Here is a 12,004-nt window from a genome sequence, read left to right as displayed (position 1 = left end):
CCTCTCTTTTTCTCAACAAATCAATGATTATGTCTATAGTTCCATTCGGCGTTGTACGCCCTTCTTTTTTCCATGTACTCTTCCCACTGGCGGGCTTCCTCTGCTTCTTCGTATGCCTTCTGTTCTTTTTCAAACAGTTCCGGATAATAATCCCAGGGATGGGCTATCTTGCCATCTTTAGCAAATAACGCTGAGATATCTACTGCTATGGCCTGGGCCTGGATGAAATTATCCATGATCCGCTGCTTTTCTTCTCTGAGCAACCGCCTTCTTATATTTGCCAAAGTATCGAATATCTCATTTACAGAAAGGTTCCAGAATGTTTCCGCCAGGATCCCCATCTCAAGAGCTACCGGATACAGCTCCGAGAGCTGTTCTGACATCAGGCGTTCTCGATTTCCTCCAGAAGGGATACCGCTGTTTTCTCCGGTAAAAAACCCGATACCACCATGAGCGGGATCAAAATCTTCTGATAGAGTTCCAGCTGACTGTTCCCTTCATCGATCCATGCGTCATACAGCTTCTGCACATCCTGATAATCAATCCCATGCTCCCACGGTGACATTGCTTCCTGGATGATCGTCAGCATCACGGAAAGCGGCGGAATATCATCGATCATATTCATGAGATTCTGTCTGTACTTATTTTCCAGGCGTCCGATTCCGGAAGCTTTCAGTTTCATCTTGAAGCTCCTGCCGCCTACATTCCAATAAGCAAAGGGCTGTCTCTTTTTCTTCTGTTCCTCCAGATTGACTACTTTTTCCTCTGGAGCCTGTGTCTCATTCTGGGCAGAAGCTCCGCCCAGATCCTGAATGCCTTCAAAATTCATCATCTTTTATTCCTCCTTACGCCGGATCTGTCTGTTTGATCTCAGACTGTACGGCCATGGTCACCTCAAACTCGATCACACCATTTACTCCACCGCCTGTACGTTTTACGGAAAACTGTGCAGTAAACTCGGTAACTGTTCCATCTTTTGTTTTTTCCTGGAAATCCCAGATCTCTTTTTTGTCTGCTGCATCTCTCATAAGCCTGTACGGGCTTCCGGCTTTACTGTTGTCGTACTTCCATTTGTACTTCATATCCGGAAGGTCTCCAATGCCTTCCTCGTACATCTTGTGCGGATCTGTAAGGCAGGTGTTTTCCTCCTTATCCAGTTCCACTCCGACTTCCGGGATCTCTTTCAGTCCTGGAAGATCTGTGTAAGCTGCAGAGTTTTCTCCAGCTGTGTGTTTTCTGTAACCTAATGTTGCTCCATTTGCTAACATCGCTATTCCTCCTTATCTCCAATACACGCTGTCAGAATCCATATCAATGATCCCTTCGTAGCGCATCTGTTTATGCTTCATCCCTGACGGATCCGGCACATCTGCACATGCGATCCGTTTCAGGCCTGTCACTTTCATCGCTTCATCTACCTGCAGAGCTGCTTCTGAAGTGCTGTGATTGTTCCAGATATCGATCCGGTATCTTACAAGGGCTTTATCCTCTCTCATTCCTTCAGCATCGGAGCTGGCTTCGTATACATCGTTCTGCTCTTCGGTATACTGGAGCGTTGAGCCCTCCGCCCAGGAACGGGGATAAGCATCTGAAACATTTTCGGACACCGTGCACAGTGCCGCGTACACCTGATCTTTTACATTCTTCATATATCCTCCAAATCTGACGCAAGGCTTCCGCCCAGCACCTTTAAGATCTGTTCTTCGTTATCCTTCATAGCCGGATACAGGAACGGATAGGCCGGATTTCCGCTGCATCTATAGAATCTTCCATCCGGCGTGTCCATATATGGCCAACGGTACTTTTCAGCCACTCTTCTGTCTATCTGGCTTTCATGGATCCACCATGGCTGTTGAGTATAGACCGGAGTTACTTCCGGAGAGATGCCGGCATGTTTCTCCTGGCCTTTCGGTCCGGTTCCGAACTCTATGTACGGAGCATAAGCTTTGTCTGTCCAGCAGATCCCTGTGACAGAGTTTTCTTCCTCTGTGGTTTCCGCAAAAATGCTCTGCCGGAGTTCTCCGGTATCTGCATGGCAATTCTCAACTGCTGCTGACCGTACAAACTGGATCGCTTCTCCAACTGCCTGCCGGGTGTCCAACTCGGACACCTCCTGCAAAGCTTTCTCCACTTCATCAAATCCATTTACACTCATATCTTTTCCACCTCTATGGTAAGGAAACGATATGGTTTGATGGATATGATCCGATAGTCTGGAAGCTGATCTGCTGCCACATATAGACAAATCCCGTCCCGTTCCTCTATATCCGTTCCATCTTCCAGGATATAATGCAGCCGGCTTTTTCCATCCGTCTGGATCTTATAGTTTCCCTGTATCCGGATATTCCGGATATAATTCAGTTTCTGGCCGTACTGCTCAACCTGTACTTCTCCAGATGCCGGCCAGCTTTCTCCGGTAACAGAAGAGGCAGCACCATATTCCTCGCTGGTACTGCCTTCTTTATCTTTCTTTACCGTCATTTTCTTATGGAAAAATTCCTCAAGTCTGCTTCTTCTCAGCCTCATAAGTCTTTCCTCCTACTCTGGCCAGGCGATACCGGTTCAGCGTGTCGTAGATCTGTTTCGGCGCATCCTCAAAAGTATAACTCTCTCCACCCTCACTTCTGGACTTTTCCCCCTCTGTTCCCATCCGGTTCAAAGCGATCACAGCAAGATCCCGGACTGCCTTTTCCAGCCCGGTCCTTAACTGTTTGCGATTGGTGTAGGACAGCACGAAAGCTTCAGCTTCATCCAGAAGGACAGACAGAAGTTCCTCATTCTTTTCTCCGGTCAGGATCTTCAGCTTTTTGATATCTTCTGCTGATGCCATCGTATCACCCTTTCAGGATTGCCAGAAGGTCCGCTTTTGCCAGGGAGGAGACACCGGTCAGTCCTTTCTCCTTTGCAAGAGTTTTCAGTTCTTCAACTGTCATATCCTCGATGTCCTTACCGATTTTCTCTTCCGGTACTGTGTCTGGTGTGGCTTTTTTCATCGGTGTGAAGCCATCACTGATCAGCTTTTCTGCTGCAGATCCTTCCGCTTCTCTTTCTACATTTTTACGGATCAGCCTCATGCTTTCGCCTCCTGGATGCTCAGATAGATGGAATCCAGTTTATTATCCAGAATCCACATATCATGGAAACGGCGGTAATCCATCTGCCATGCGTTCAATTTCTGGTTTGTTGTCGGGTCGAAGATACGCATGATATCCTGTTTTGTGACAGCGATTGGCGTGGTTACAGGGCAGATGAAAAAGTTCAGGTTCTTTGCAGATGTTCCTTTTTCATATCCGCCTTTTTCCTGGCCACTATCTTTACCGTTATTGATCTTGATAGCTGTGTACATACGGTTGGAAGGTGTGGAAACCAGCGGTACACCATCTACAGAAGGAACCTGTGTCTGAATTCCGCCTTTAGAGAAGGTCACTGCAGTGATCTTGCCCGCAAGTTCCAGTTCCAGCTCCATAATAAAGTCCGGTGTTGCCTGGCAGATAAGAGCTCCGTTATAGTTTTCTCTTACCGCTTTGATCCCTTCTTTCAGCTTACGCAGAGCAGATGTAGAAGCAGTTCCCGGTACATAAGATTCTCCGATCATTCCTGCTTTATCTGCAGTAAGTGTTTCTGTGGCCAGCTTGCTGATACGGTACGCATCGATCTCCGGAACTACCTGTGTCCTCTGGAACTCTCCCATAACTGCACCGGCAGTCGGGATAAAGTTTGCCTCGTTGATATCCATCGGATCCAGCTGGAAGAGACGGCCACGGTCCTGTGTCATTTTTCTGGTCTCGTACTCCAGGGTAACGGAGCCGCGCTGGTATCCAGCCTCACGGTCATAGTCGCCCATTCCCTGAACGCTCATTTTCGGGATCTTTACTTCAGATCCACCGTTATAGATCACCTGGCCGGCATTGGCATCCATCCAGCCGGTGGTTGCTTCCTGAACAGCGATCTTATCAAGCTGTGTCATAAATAAGGTTGCTGTTGCTAAAGTATTGATTGCCATTGTTTATTCACTCTCCTTTAAAAAATACCCATCATCGCATTGTATACCTGCTTTTCAAGGGCTTCCTGTGTGTTTGTTTCTGGTGCTTTTTTCGGAGGCTTGCCGCCTTTCAGCTTCTCATCGACTGCTTTCTCAACTGCAGTCTGGAACGCTTTTTTGACGGTTTCCATGGATTTCTTGCAGGCATCTGCATCTGTATAATTCAGTACTTCTGCAAGCTCTACCGGAAGTCCTTCGTCTGACAGGTTGTTCTTTGCTTCTGCCATGAGCTCACTTCTGGTTACTGCTGCCTCCCTGTCGGAAAGTTCCTTTTCTTTTTTATTCTGCATGTACTGCGCTTTTTCTTCCTTGGTCATCTTGGCCAGCTTCTCAGCTTCGGAAAGCTTATCATCCGTCAGTGCCTGCCACTTCTCCTGTGCGTTTGTCACTGCCGTATTGACTGCCTTCTGGACACGTCTGTCAAATTCTGCCTGATTACTGCCTGTTTTCAGGAAGTCATCAAAAGATGGAGGATTATCTCCTTCGCCGCCCGTACCTTCTCCGGATCCGCCGCCATTGCCCTCACCGGCCCCAGCACCGTCTCCGCCTTCTGCGAATAACTGCAGGTTCATTGGAACTTTACACATTGCTTTGAATACTCTGTTTCTCATATCTTTTCCTTTCTGCCCAGCCTATTCGTTCTCACGCCCGGGCCATTCAGTTTTTGGAATCTGCTTCTTTAACGCCTAGCGGAAAAAGGCATAAAAAATAAGACGCTTCACCCTGCGTCTCACCGGGAGATAATTGGATTACCTATTCCTTCCCTTTGGCTGCTGCCTTTGCTTCTCTTACTGCCTCTGCAACACCCTCGCCGATCAGATGTTCCCCTCTGTTTTCTGTTACTTCCAGAACAGTTCCCTTCTCGACGATTTCTTTCAAGCAGATGTCGCTGTATCTTTTGATGCATTTTACTTTCATTCTCTTCACCTCCCCTCCGTTGCGCCGGCGCAATTACAGTTTAAAGCACATGTTCTGAAACTTCTTATAAGCATCAAGGTATAACTCGTGCTTATCTCCGTTATATGTCAGCTCATAATACATTCCATCCGGCACAGTCGTGCTCAGAAGTGCTTTACTGTTCTGTAATGTCTTACAACTCCATACCACGTACACATCCTGTACTGTGATCTGCTTTCCATCGGTCTTATCCATATGGGAGTTTGTATATTCAGCTACTTTCGCCTTACAAAGCCTTAAAAATTCTTCGTTTTTCATTCTCTACTCCTCCGCAAAAATCCAGTCTTCCGCAAGCATATCTGCCTGAGATGCAAGCCATCCCATCTGCACACCAGATGTTCCTACAAAAGCCACTGCCATGTTGCCAATAGCATTGTGCTCACAGTTTACAACTTCGCCATCTGCTGCCTTATAAGAAATCCCAGTTGCAAGCTGAATGTACTGTTTTTTACCATTCCATCCTTTACGAGCTACTTTGGACCCTCTTTTCAGGTACTTGATAGCTTCCCCGAAAGAAAATGTTGCTTCTCCGCCCAACTGCGGACAGTTTACTTCATCTGCAATGATCCATTCATCAGAAAGAATATTCTGAAGCGTATATACAACGCTCTGGGTTTCCCGGATATCCAGTTCCTGTCCATCTTTTGTGTGCATGATGATTGTTTCTTTCTCTGGACTCCAATACCAATATCCTCCCCAGGACGGTAATTTTGCTTTACTTCCTGCTTTCATTGCCTTTAATGCTTCTTCAAACTTCATTTCTGATCCTCTCTTTCTTAAAAATGGGTATAAAAAGACCACCGGCCATTTCTGACTGGTGGTATCAGTTGGTCTGATAATAAATATCATCCCTTATTGATTCAAGCATATATGTTTTCGCTGATGGCTCATAATTTGCGTCCATCCAATATACCGACTCATCTTCCACAAAAAGCATAAAATCAATTTTGGTATCCACATCTACTTCAAATACTCCATTATTTTCACAATTCAGTACTCTCTGAACCAGCTCATTGTCAGGATACATTTCTTTAAGAAATTCGATCTGCTCTTTTTTTAGTTCAAATCTTCGCATTTCCATTTGCTATTCACCTTACATAGTCTGCATCTGTTGGATTGCATTGAATCAGAATCCCCGTCTCAGGATCTAATGAGACTGTTCCATGTCTGCCAATATATTTCTGGCTTTTTCTTGAATCAGGATCCGTTCTCGTAGGAAATACTTTCGCCGGATTCTCCAGCGCATCCCGTATTCCTTCCACGGTAACTCCTGATCGTGATCTTCCCGTTTTTGGATCTTTCATGGTTCCGATTACTCTGTCCATGAAATGTTTACTCTGTCTGGTTACTGCTGTTCCCTCAGAAGTCTTTATACCAACAACTTTTTCATTGATTTCATCATAAATCTTCTGATAATTCTCGAATCCAGATAACGGAGATATCGTGCCTTTATCTACAGAACGTGCATAAGTCCTGAGCAGTTCCCACTTCTCAGGTTCATTATACTTCATTTCCTGGAAGTCTGCAAAATGTTTCGGCATGTCTTTTCCAAGAAGTTCCCGATACCGCTCATACTGCTTCCGGTCTGACGAAGCGTTCTTGACTGCTTTCTCCTGGGCTTCTGCTTTTAGATTTCCTTTGACGTATTTCTCATACCACTGTTCATAGGTCATATCCGCAGGAACCATCTCTGTACGCCCTGTTTCCGGGTTGTAAGCACTTCTTTTCATGTTCCTGAGGATTTTATCATCTATGACAGAAATCGTTGTAGAGCGGCAATATGGATGCATGGGAGGATAGTTCACTCCGGCTTTCCGGTCTTTCACCGAAAAAACCTTTCCATCCAGTTCCCGACAGATCTCACTGGTACGAAGATCCAGCACTGCCACATAGCGATAATTCTTGATCCCGCAGTCAATATAACTCTGTGCAGTCAATTCTCCTGCCATGTAACAGGATTCTGTTCTTACCAATCGCCTGGCCTGCTTTGCTCCCCCTCCGCACTGGGCCTGGATGGATTCCGCTGTTTCCCGGTCTGTCCGGCCGGTAAGGAGGCTGATCAGCAATTCATCCTTCAAGGAATCTGCAAGCTGCTGTGTGTTCTGCCAGATACGGTCTGAAAAATGTTTTCCGGACCATTTCATCTGCAGAGCCTGGTCGATCTGTTTCCTGCTTACATGAGAAAAACTGAATGCCAGGCCGGTTTCTTTCTGCATATTGTAGATGGAATGATAATAGGCTTTTTCTCCAAGCTGTTCCAGAAGTCTGGTATCGAACTGCTTCTCCTGCTGATATACCTGCTGCATCACTGCATCTACCTGTGTCATAAGATCCTGCAGGCGTTCCATTCTTGCACGGTACGCCGGAGCTTCCAGTTGTTTCAGAATCTCACTGTCCTTTTTCCTGTTCTGGAGTTCCTGTTTCAGCTGATCAATGGAGTTTTTATCCTGTATGGAATTTATAATCTGCCAGGCTTCTGTTTCTGACAGACCATATTTTGTCATGAACTTCTCAAAGATATCTCTTGCGGCATATTCCAGCTGGAGAGAGGCTTTCCGGTATACTCTGGCAATGAGATCTGCTGTCTCTTCTGCATCCTCCATAAACTGATACATATCCCAGGCAGATCTCTGCTCCCAGTATTTCCTACTCATCTACATTGTCCTTTTTCTTATCATCAGGATTCTGTTCCGGCGGGGTATTGTCCTGCAGGCCAAAAACTTCCTGCTGCCGCTTCAGATTCTCTTCTTCCTCTGTTTCCAGGGCTTTCAGTTCCTCATCCACATCATCCACAAACGGGACCTGGGAAAGCAAGGTCTTACGGCTTACCTTTCCCCACAGATTTGCCACGATCTGGGATATCTCTAGGAGATTTTTCGGCAATGCTCTGGTAAACGTCATCGTGATCCCGGATGGATCGATGCTGATCCCATGCAAAGCCAGATAGTTACAGAATATCCGAACTCGTTTTCTCAGACCTTTTTTATAATATCTGGTCTTAATCTTTGTGATGTTTTCCATGCCCAGGAGCTTAAATTCCATAGCCACACCACTGACGTTCCCTCCGAAGCTTTCATCTGACATACAGGGAATGTGGGAAAACTTATGGATATCCTGCTCAATGGCTTTCTTAAGAATCTCCACACCGCTTTCATCAAAAGTCCTGGTCAGATATTCTGCTTTGGCTGTGTCCGGCATCTCAAGAACCTTGTACTTTTTAAGACGGGCTTTGGCCTTTCGGATGCTCTCGTCTCCATCCTCAGTGTTCGGTTCGTCCTCATCGGTCAGCAATGTTCCATAGATGGCCAGGATCGCATCAATAAACTGCTCCTTATCGGTCACACGATCGCTCATCAGCGCATTGTATGCATCGATCAGTGGGATCTGCAGTTCAAAATCTCCGATGGCCAGTTTATTGTTCAGGTATTCAATGATCGGGATCTCACCAAGATAATGGGGCACCGCCGGCTCTGTAGTTGCCTGGATCGTATTGCTGTTCTCAATGTCCAGCTCGTACTTATAGTTTGTGGTCACTACTGTGGCCATATAGTGGTCCGGAAGCTTCTCAGAATCATCTTTCCGGATATAATAATAGACAGCAAAGAGTTCGTTTTCCTCTATGCTGTCGTCTTTTACCATGAAGGTATTCTCCGCAGACAGGTTCTTGGTCTGCAGATTATTCTCGTTTTCCTTCACATAGACATATTCATAGGCCAGGCCGTAGATGGATGCCTCCAGGCCGTTATCCCCGTCTGTCTCATCCGCTCCGGCCACCTCCAGTGCGTCTGTGAGGACCTTGATGTCTCCCTCTGATTTGTACGTCACCGGATTGCCGATGAAATAGCTGCTGGCTGTATCAGAGATGTCTTTTGCATGATTGCACACCAGGCGGTTTTCCCGTTTGGTTTCATCCAGGATCTTGTGCTTTCCTTCATAGTAGGACATATTCTTCTTCAGCCGGTCCACCTTACTGATGTGTTTGCTGATCAGCTGGCGGAGTATCTGTTTGTCTGGGTTTAACTCGTCAAAGCTTTCTCTCGGTATTGTAAATGTGTATATTTTTCTCACCTCCTTATCTCTCGGAAACGTGCTGCTTTTCTGCCGATTATGGTGCTGCATAGGTACCTCACAGCGTCACAACAATTGTGCACAATAAAACCACCACAAACACTAAAGTTGTGGTGGTTCTTAACTTCCATATTATAAACGTCAGCTTTGCCTATTTTTTCTATATTTTTTATTCCTACAAATTGGACAGAATTTTGTTTTATTGTATTTATTTGCAATATATTCCTCTCCGCAAAAACTACAAATTTTCGTAATATTATCAACGCCTATTTTTCTTCTGTATGCACTCTTGCAATTATTGCAACAAAATTTTGATTTAGTCTGTGGTGACTGAAATTCTTTTCCGCACATAAGGCAATTGAATTTATGTACTTGATATAGTTTCTCTTTCATTTTTTCATAATGCATTTTGTGCCATTCATGGCCAGCTTTACTACTGTGCCACTCCTTCGCTTTGATAGATGCTTTTTCTATATTTTTTCGTGCCCGATCTCTCTGCTCATCTGTCAGCATCGAACCATGTAGTTGCTCATGTTCCGTAGCCAACAACAATTGAAGGTTTTTGATATTATTATTACTTTTATCTCCATCCATGTGATGAATATGGTATCCTTTTGGTACTGGACCATTGAAATATTCCCAAACATACACATGCATCCGTTTTCTCTTTCCCTCGTCCGCTGTGGCACATAAATAGTATCCAGTTTTACCATCACGTGTAAATCTTTTTCCGTCAAAGAATTGAAATTTTTCGGGCATCAACAACACTCCTTCCAGATGGCAGTTGCTTGCTGAAAACCACCTTTAAATGCTTCAATTCGTTCTGCAATAACGCAGTCCATAATTAGTTCATCTATTTCATTGAATTTCTGAAAACTCAGTTTTCCTCTCAATTTTTTTTCTATTCTTCTATAAATAGCTGTCAATTCCTCGCTATTTATTTGTTCTTCTGACCACTCTCTGTATAATTTTTCAATCTGGCTCATAAACAAAAACTCCTTTCAAATTTTGGTTCTTGAAAGAAGCTTCCATCTGCATTATAATATTTACAGAAGGAAACTTCTACTTGCTATAAGGAATTCCAATCTTTGGTCGGGGCGGAATTCCTTATTTTTTTAATTCTTCGCTGATTTTTTCATCAAGCCATTCTTTTTTTGTGGTGTTCTTTTCTTTAAGTTTTTCTTCAAAACGCATCATTTTTTCTTTTTCTATCTCAACATGAAACGCTTTAAATTTTTCTCTGCGCTCTTTGAAATACTCAGCTCTGCTTTTCGCTTCTACTTATCCCACCTCCTTGTTGCATGTAACAATATTAACATGTTACATGCAACAAGTCAAGCAGTAACTTTCAAAATCTTATCCGTTGCTTTAAGATGCTTTAACGCAACCCAACCTCTTTGCGTATACACAAGATGATCTGCTGTCATTTTTATACTGTTCCCATCTTCCAACGTAAGTTTATAAATATCTGCATTTTTTCTTGTCTTTCGTACATTGTAAAATGTAGATATTGCTCTCTTTCTTCGTTTTACATCATAGCAGTACACCTTTCCTTTCTTTCCAACTAATTTTTCTATTGGAATCTTTCCTTTTACCGTATCTATCAATGTATCTCCTGTGAGACAATGATCGAATTGTTTCACCGGTTTGTCTTCTCCTCTTTCCAGGGCTTTCTCATCCCAGATGTAAGAAGCAAATTCTTTTATGGTTTCTTTACAGGAAGAAGCAAAGACAATCTTCTCCAGGTTCAGAAACATTCCAACCAGCCGGATTCCATCCAGAACATCATTGTTGGCTTTCAGGACCTTATATCCCCGTTTCCGGAGTTCTGCAATAAAAGAAGCAGCCGATGGATCCACGATGATCGCTTTGATCCTGGTTCCATCCAGCCACTCTTTCAGGTCGTCTGCATATTCTGAATCTGTTTTCTGTTTACCTTTGTCTCTTCCGGAATAGTAATACTCCCGGATGCAGTACCATTTCCCGTTGGTTCCTTTATTCCACAGCAGGAATACCGTTGCGTTCTGTGTACCATAATCGCAGGAAACATACCTGTTCCCGTTGATCAGCAGCTGATAGAAATCTCTGATATCCTGGACATGTTTGTTCTCGTCGAACATGTCGTAAATGATTCCCTCTGCTGCCGCCCAAAGCCCCATGATATAACGTTTAAAGAATACTCCAACGTACATGCTCCTGTATCTGGCTTTGATCTCTTCATCCAGGGACAGGTTATCGTCCATAGTGAAGTGGAGATACAGAATATCTTTCAGACCAGGATCTTTCCCCTCCGCGGCCGCCTGCTGCATCCTCCGGGCAGTTTCTTTTTTTCCCAGATATCCGGTAGATTTATCTATCCAGTTCTGTTTGAACCAGTGATACGGGCCATCCGGGTTGCAGTTAAACCAGAACTTTGAACCTTTTACAGAGCATCGGCCTGTTGCCTGGTTCACAAAAGATTCCGGCATCAGGGCAACTTCATCAAAGAACACGCCGGCTAAAGTGATTCCCTGGATAAGATCCTGAGATCTTTCATCCTTGCCGCCGAATATGTAAAAGTAATTTTCTTTTCCGTCTTTTCGGATGGTCAGAAGGTTGTCTGCCCTGTGATCCGTGATGGAATATCCTCTTGACCGGAGCATCAGTTTCAGCCAGAACAGAACATTTCTCCGGAAGGATCCTATGGTCTTTCCGCACATGGCAAAGTTCTGGCCAGTGAAGGTACTCATGGCCCACATAACGAATGATAAAGACATGCTGATTGTTTTTCCTGATCGGATTGCTCCATCGGCAATAACTCCATCCATATCGTGAACCGGGGATTCTTTGCACCACCAGGTCAGGACCTGTTTCTGTTTTCTTGAGAACGGAGAAAAATGAAACGTCTGGCCTATCTGCCTGTTGGCTCTGTTGGTTTTCATCTTCTGCAGCTTATCT

At 44.6% G+C, this 12,004-nt stretch carries 19 protein-coding genes; all 19 read right to left on the bottom strand.

All coding sequences use genetic code 11. The features are described 5' to 3' along the window. Positions 1–20: 20 nt before the first annotated feature. Positions 21–383, bottom strand: a complete 363-nt coding sequence (locus NCY57_RS08570) for a hypothetical protein (protein ID WP_092070763.1) — start codon at positions 381–383, stop codon at positions 21–23. Then, positions 383–832: a DUF6096 family protein gene (locus NCY57_RS08565; protein WP_092070764.1), complete on the bottom strand. Its 450-nt coding sequence runs from the start codon at positions 830–832 to the stop codon at positions 383–385. The genes NCY57_RS08570 and NCY57_RS08565 overlap by 1 nt, the downstream gene beginning before the upstream one ends. Positions 833–845: 13 nt before the next feature. Next, positions 846–1,268, bottom strand: coding sequence for a phage tail protein (locus NCY57_RS08560; RefSeq protein ID WP_092070766.1), 423 nt, complete (start codon positions 1,266–1,268; stop codon positions 846–848). A gap of 12 nt (positions 1,269–1,280) precedes the next feature. Further along, positions 1,281–1,649 (bottom strand): hypothetical protein, encoded by a 369-nt coding sequence (locus NCY57_RS08555; protein ID WP_092070768.1) that lies wholly within the window; start codon positions 1,647–1,649, stop codon positions 1,281–1,283. Further along, positions 1,646–2,155: an HK97-gp10 family putative phage morphogenesis protein gene (locus NCY57_RS08550; RefSeq protein ID WP_092070770.1), complete on the bottom strand. Its 510-nt coding sequence runs from the start codon at positions 2,153–2,155 to the stop codon at positions 1,646–1,648. The genes NCY57_RS08555 and NCY57_RS08550 overlap by 4 nt, the downstream gene beginning before the upstream one ends. Continuing rightward, entirely contained in the window at positions 2,152–2,526 is a 375-nt protein-coding gene (locus NCY57_RS08545; protein WP_092070772.1) for a hypothetical protein, read from the bottom strand. Before NCY57_RS08545 ends, NCY57_RS08550 begins: the two co-directional genes overlap by 4 nt. Next, complete coding sequence (locus NCY57_RS08540) at positions 2,501–2,830, bottom strand: phage head-tail connector protein (RefSeq protein ID WP_092070774.1); 330 nt, start codon at positions 2,828–2,830, stop codon at positions 2,501–2,503. Before NCY57_RS08540 ends, NCY57_RS08545 begins: the two co-directional genes overlap by 26 nt. 4 nt (positions 2,831–2,834) lie before the next feature. After that, entirely contained in the window at positions 2,835–3,074 is a 240-nt protein-coding gene (locus NCY57_RS08535) for a Rho termination factor N-terminal domain-containing protein (protein WP_092070777.1), read from the bottom strand. Then, positions 3,071–4,003: a hypothetical protein gene (locus NCY57_RS08530; RefSeq protein ID WP_092070780.1), complete on the bottom strand. Its 933-nt coding sequence runs from the start codon at positions 4,001–4,003 to the stop codon at positions 3,071–3,073. Before NCY57_RS08530 ends, NCY57_RS08535 begins: the two co-directional genes overlap by 4 nt. Before the next feature lie 17 nt (positions 4,004–4,020). Continuing rightward, positions 4,021–4,653, bottom strand: coding sequence for a DUF4355 domain-containing protein (locus NCY57_RS08525; RefSeq protein WP_092070783.1), 633 nt, complete (start codon positions 4,651–4,653; stop codon positions 4,021–4,023). A gap of 142 nt (positions 4,654–4,795) precedes the next feature. Then, positions 4,796–4,960 carry a hypothetical protein gene (locus NCY57_RS08520; protein ID WP_173739707.1) on the bottom strand — a complete coding sequence of 55 codons (165 nt, stop codon included), beginning with the start codon at positions 4,958–4,960 and terminating at the stop codon, positions 4,796–4,798. A 33-nt stretch (positions 4,961–4,993) separates the two neighbouring features. Further along, positions 4,994–5,257: a DUF6275 family protein gene (locus NCY57_RS08515; protein WP_092070786.1), complete on the bottom strand. Its 264-nt coding sequence runs from the start codon at positions 5,255–5,257 to the stop codon at positions 4,994–4,996. Between the two features lie 3 nt (positions 5,258–5,260). Further along, positions 5,261–5,758: a DUF2829 domain-containing protein gene (locus NCY57_RS08510; protein ID WP_092070789.1), complete on the bottom strand. Its 498-nt coding sequence runs from the start codon at positions 5,756–5,758 to the stop codon at positions 5,261–5,263. Between the two features lie 64 nt (positions 5,759–5,822). Next, positions 5,823–6,080 (bottom strand): hypothetical protein, encoded by a 258-nt coding sequence (locus NCY57_RS08505; protein ID WP_227588774.1) that lies wholly within the window; start codon positions 6,078–6,080, stop codon positions 5,823–5,825. 7 nt (positions 6,081–6,087) lie between these two features. Then, complete coding sequence (locus NCY57_RS08500) at positions 6,088–7,653, bottom strand: minor capsid protein (RefSeq protein ID WP_173739706.1); 1,566 nt, start codon at positions 7,651–7,653, stop codon at positions 6,088–6,090. After that, a complete protein-coding gene (locus NCY57_RS08495) occupies positions 7,646–9,067 on the bottom strand; it encodes a phage portal protein (protein ID WP_250789604.1) in 1,422 nt (473 codons plus the stop codon). Before NCY57_RS08495 ends, NCY57_RS08500 begins: the two co-directional genes overlap by 8 nt. 141 nt (positions 9,068–9,208) lie before the next feature. Continuing rightward, positions 9,209–9,826: an HNH endonuclease signature motif containing protein gene (locus tag NCY57_RS08490; protein WP_173739704.1), complete on the bottom strand. Its 618-nt coding sequence runs from the start codon at positions 9,824–9,826 to the stop codon at positions 9,209–9,211. After that, a complete protein-coding gene (locus NCY57_RS08485) occupies positions 9,826–10,053 on the bottom strand; it encodes a hypothetical protein (RefSeq protein ID WP_173739703.1) in 228 nt (75 codons plus the stop codon). The genes NCY57_RS08490 and NCY57_RS08485 overlap by 1 nt, the downstream gene beginning before the upstream one ends. Positions 10,054–10,401: 348 nt before the next feature. Continuing rightward, entirely contained in the window at positions 10,402–11,988 is a 1,587-nt protein-coding gene (locus NCY57_RS08480) for a PBSX family phage terminase large subunit (RefSeq protein WP_420314163.1), read from the bottom strand. Positions 11,989–12,004: the final 16 nt, after the last annotated feature.

The sequence above is a fragment of the Blautia sp. MB18-30 genome (assembly GCF_023669475.1).
Lineage (GTDB): Bacteria > Bacillota > Clostridia > Lachnospirales > Lachnospiraceae > Blautia_A > Blautia_A fusiformis.
The sequence above is the reverse complement of the archived record's forward strand: the minus strand, read 5'-3'. Positions and strand labels throughout refer to the sequence as shown.

Excerpts from the sequence above, each read along its gene's own strand:
- NCY57_RS08570 (WP_092070763.1), bottom strand. The coding sequence starts at position 383 with ATGTCAGAACAGCTCTCGGAGCTGTATCCGGTAGCTCTTGAGATGGGG.
- NCY57_RS08565 (WP_092070764.1), bottom strand. The coding sequence starts at position 832 with ATGATGAATTTTGAAGGCATTCAGGATCTGGGCGGAGCTTCTGCCCAG.
- NCY57_RS08560 (WP_092070766.1), bottom strand. The coding sequence starts at position 1,268 with ATGTTAGCAAATGGAGCAACATTAGGTTACAGAAAACACACAGCTGGA.
- NCY57_RS08555 (WP_092070768.1), bottom strand. The coding sequence starts at position 1,649 with ATGAAGAATGTAAAAGATCAGGTGTACGCGGCACTGTGCACGGTGTCC.
- NCY57_RS08550 (WP_092070770.1), bottom strand. The coding sequence starts at position 2,155 with ATGAGTGTAAATGGATTTGATGAAGTGGAGAAAGCTTTGCAGGAGGTG.
- NCY57_RS08545 (WP_092070772.1), bottom strand. The coding sequence starts at position 2,526 with ATGAGGCTGAGAAGAAGCAGACTTGAGGAATTTTTCCATAAGAAAATG.
- NCY57_RS08540 (WP_092070774.1), bottom strand. The coding sequence starts at position 2,830 with ATGGCATCAGCAGAAGATATCAAAAAGCTGAAGATCCTGACCGGAGAA.
- NCY57_RS08535 (WP_092070777.1), bottom strand. The coding sequence starts at position 3,074 with ATGAGGCTGATCCGTAAAAATGTAGAAAGAGAAGCGGAAGGATCTGCA.
- NCY57_RS08530 (WP_092070780.1), bottom strand. The coding sequence starts at position 4,003 with ATGGCAATCAATACTTTAGCAACAGCAACCTTATTTATGACACAGCTT.
- NCY57_RS08525 (WP_092070783.1), bottom strand. The coding sequence starts at position 4,653 with ATGAGAAACAGAGTATTCAAAGCAATGTGTAAAGTTCCAATGAACCTG.
- NCY57_RS08520 (WP_173739707.1), bottom strand. The coding sequence starts at position 4,960 with ATGAAAGTAAAATGCATCAAAAGATACAGCGACATCTGCTTGAAAGAA.
- NCY57_RS08515 (WP_092070786.1), bottom strand. The coding sequence starts at position 5,257 with ATGAAAAACGAAGAATTTTTAAGGCTTTGTAAGGCGAAAGTAGCTGAA.
- NCY57_RS08510 (WP_092070789.1), bottom strand. The coding sequence starts at position 5,758 with ATGAAGTTTGAAGAAGCATTAAAGGCAATGAAAGCAGGAAGTAAAGCA.
- NCY57_RS08505 (WP_227588774.1), bottom strand. The coding sequence starts at position 6,080 with ATGGAAATGCGAAGATTTGAACTAAAAAAAGAGCAGATCGAATTTCTT.
- NCY57_RS08500 (WP_173739706.1), bottom strand. The coding sequence starts at position 7,653 with ATGAGTAGGAAATACTGGGAGCAGAGATCTGCCTGGGATATGTATCAG.
- NCY57_RS08490 (WP_173739704.1), bottom strand. The coding sequence starts at position 9,826 with ATGCCCGAAAAATTTCAATTCTTTGACGGAAAAAGATTTACACGTGAT.
- NCY57_RS08485 (WP_173739703.1), bottom strand. The coding sequence starts at position 10,053 with ATGAGCCAGATTGAAAAATTATACAGAGAGTGGTCAGAAGAACAAATA.
- NCY57_RS08480 (WP_420314163.1), bottom strand. The coding sequence starts at position 11,988 with ATGAAAACCAACAGAGCCAACAGGCAGATAGGCCAGACGTTTCATTTT.